The organism is Dietzia sp. E1 (assembly GCF_014145015.1).
GTDB classification, from domain to species: Bacteria; Actinomycetota; Actinomycetes; order Mycobacteriales; family Mycobacteriaceae; genus Dietzia; species Dietzia cinnamea_A.
In genome coordinates, this window is record NZ_JAALDU010000207.1 from 1 (window position 1) to 2585 (window position 2585).

Consider the following 2585-nt stretch of genomic DNA (forward strand, 5'->3'; position numbering starts at 1 on the left):
AGAGGCCCACCGGTCCCCGGCCGGGCGCGGACCGTGGTGTCCGACACGACGGTCTCCGGCGAGGCCGCCGTGGTCGTCCCGTCGCCGTCGGCTCCGTCCGCCGCCTCGCCACACGCCGACGCCGTGGCCGTCAGCGCGAGGAGCGCCGTCACGGCCAGCACCCGTGCACGGACCCGCCTCATGCGCTGAGCTCCCTGTCGTCGGCGGCCACGCGGTCCCGGATCCCCGCGAGCAGCGGGCCGAACCCTCCCGGCTGGACCAGCACGAGCTCCTGGGTGGCGCGGGTGGTGCCGACGTAGAGATCCTGCAGACCCTGCGGCGAGCGCGCGAGCACACGATCCGGGTCCACCACCACGACCACGTCGAACTCCAGCCCCTTGGCCAGTGCCAACGGCAGCACCGAGGTCCCCGGCCGGGCCCTTTCCGCGACCTCGGCCAGGGCGGCGTACCGGGGCGGGGCGCCCTCGTCGTCGTCACCGTCATGGTCGCCGGCACCGTCGCCGGCCTGGCCGCGCCCGTCACCCTCCCCGCCGTCGTCCGGGACCAGGACGGCCACCGCGCGCTCCGACGGCACGGCGCTGATCTCCTCCGCCACGACCCGCGCGACCTCGTCGGGTCCCGGTTCCAGCCACGCCACCGGACGTCGCCCCGGTCGCACCGGGCGCGGCGAGGCCGCGTCGGGATCGATCTCCGCCAGCAGCAGCTCCGCCACCGCGGAGATCGTCTCGGGCGTCCGGTAGTTCACCGTCAGCTCGGTCAGGACCCACCGGTCGTCGACGTACGGCGACAGGGCGTCGTGCCACGAGTCGATCCCGGCCGGGCTCGACGTCTGCGCCACGTCCCCGACGAGGGTCATCCACCGGTTGGGGGAGCGGCGCATGATGACCCGCCACGCCATGGTGGACAGCTCCTGGGCCTCGTCGACGATGACGTGCCCGAACGCCCACGTCCGATCGGCCCCCGCACGGTCCGCGACCGTGAGGTCCGAATCGGCGCTGTGGCGGCGCGCCAGCGCCTCGGCGTCGACCACGTCGTACGCCATGAGCACCTCGGGATCGAGATCGTCCTCGATGTCCTGGACCGCCGAGCCGGTGAGGATCTCGAGCGCCTCCTCCGCCTGGCGCAGCTGCTCGGCCCAGGCGCGGTCGGCCTCGCTCCCGTCCGCGGTCGGGTCCTCCCCGAGCAGCTCGGCGAGCTCGTCGAGCAGCGGCACGTCCGCCACCGAGAACGCGGCACCGTCCCGGCGGAAGAGCGCCTCCTGATCCTCCGCGACGTAGTCACCCGCCGCCTCGGCGATCCGCTCGCGGCTCGAGAGCAGATCGGCCAGCAACTGCTCCGGCCGCAGGACGGGCCACCACTCGTCGACGATCTCCGCGACCTCCCGGGAGGCCTCCACCTCGCGCCGCAGCTCCGCGCGGTCGTCCGCGTCCAACAGCGGCCGGGCCGGATCCCCGAGATCCCCGACGCCGTCGCCCTCCGGCGACCACGCCTCGTCCTCCGCACGCCCCACCGGATCGGTCAGGGCGGCCACGTACTGCTCGGTGAGCGCGTCGACGATCCGCGTCGCGAACGCCTCCCGCGCCTGGTTGTGGGGACGGCGGGTCATCCGCGCCCGCCCCCGCGCCGCCCGCACCGTGGCCGGGGCGAGCGTGAGATCGTGGCCCTCGACGCGCACCACCACCTCGGTCCGCGGCGCGAGCTGACGCGCCCGCACGGCGGCCTTGAGGATGCCGACCATCTCGCCCGACCCCTTGACCTCCTCACCGCGCAGTGTCTCGGGGCCGGTCGCCCGCACGCCCGGGTAGAGATCGGCGAGGGTGCGCAGCACGACCCCCGACTCGCCGAGCGACGGCAGCACCCGGGCGATGTAGTCGAGGAACCGCGCGTTGGGGCCCACGATGAGCACGCCGCTACGGTCCAGCCGCTGACGGTGGGTGTAGAGCAGATAGGCCGCGCGGTGCAGGGCGACCGCGGTCTTACCCGTGCCCGGCCCGCCCTGGACGACCAGCACGCCCGCGTGGGGATTGCGGATGATCTCGTCCTGTTCGCGCTGGATGGTCGCCACGATGTCCGTCATGTGCCCGGACCGCGCGGTGTCGAGTGCCTCCAGCAGGGCCGATTCCCCCACCACGTCGTCGTGGTCCTGCGGGAGCTCGCCGTCCTCCGGCGCCGTGAGGTACTCGTCGTGGATCCCGATCACCCGACGTCCGATCGTGCGGAGGTGACGACGGCGGTGCGCGCCCTCCGGCCGGGCGGTCGTGGCCAGGTAGAAGGGACGACTGTGGTCGGCGCGCCAGTCCAACAGCAGCGTCGTGAGGTCCTCGTCGTCGTCCCGCAGCCCCACGCGGCCGATCCGCCGGACCTCCCCGTCACCCATGTCCAGGCGGCCGAAATACAGGCCCAGGTTGGCCGCGCTGAAGGCCGCGAGCTCCGACGAGTAGAGCCGGGCGAACGACTCCCTCTCCGACCGGGCCTGCGGCGTTCCGCCGGAGGCGCGCAGGACGGCGTCGAGCCGCGCGCGGGTGTCCGCCCGCAGTTCCTCGAGGCGGTCGAGGAGACGACCGAGGTGACGCTGTTCCTCGTCG

The 2585-nt window shown here is 74.2% G+C and carries 1 protein-coding gene and 1 pseudogene; both read right to left on the reverse strand.

Annotated elements, in window-relative coordinates:
• Positions 1-182: pseudogene (locus tag G6030_RS08000) on the reverse strand (hypothetical protein); the annotation flags it as partial.
• Positions 179-2585: ATP-binding domain-containing protein (locus G6030_RS08005; RefSeq protein WP_182642758.1), on the reverse strand; the 2407-nt coding region annotated here is incomplete at its 5' end. The gene G6030_RS08005 and the pseudogene G6030_RS08000, both read right to left, overlap by 4 nt.